The organism is Streptomyces sp. NTD91, assembly GCF_059510455.1.
The window spans coordinates 1-397 of record NZ_JCAJZW010000174.1 but is presented as its reverse complement, the minus strand read 5'-3'; the positions used below and the strand labels follow the sequence as shown (position 1 = coordinate 397).

The window sequence follows — 397 nt, the reverse complement described above, 5'->3', positions numbered from 1 at the left end:
CCGGATCCCGGTCCTTCGCGGGTGTGTCCTCGAAGGTGTCCGGGACGGGCTCATTGACGATCATATTGTGGGTGACCCTCCGATCTGCGGGTTGGACGGTCGCAGGACGGTGAGGACGTGCGCGGGCCTATGACCCGGTTCGAGGCGCACATAGTTGGCCCTGCCCCAGTAGTAGGTCTCGCCGGTGAGCTCGTCGCGCACCGGCACCGACTCGTGCCAGTCCAGGCCGAGTTGCGGCATGTCCAACGAGACCGTGGCCTCCTGGGTGTGGTGGGGGTCGAGGTTGGCGACCACCAGAACCGTGTTCGATCCGCTCCGCTTCGAGTAGGCGATCACCGCGTCCTGATCGGCGTGGTGGAAGTGCAGATCGCGCAGTTGGCGCAGAGCCGGGCTGCGG

1 protein-coding gene is annotated in these 397 nt (G+C 66.5%); it reads right to left on the bottom strand.

What is annotated here, in order from left to right; all coding sequences use genetic code 11:
* Positions 1-60: 60 nt before the first annotated feature.
* Positions 61-397, bottom strand: a 337-nt coding sequence (locus tag AC5WRT_RS39110; protein WP_496098971.1) for an alpha-glucosidase C-terminal domain-containing protein, incomplete at its 5' end; no start/stop codon positions are given.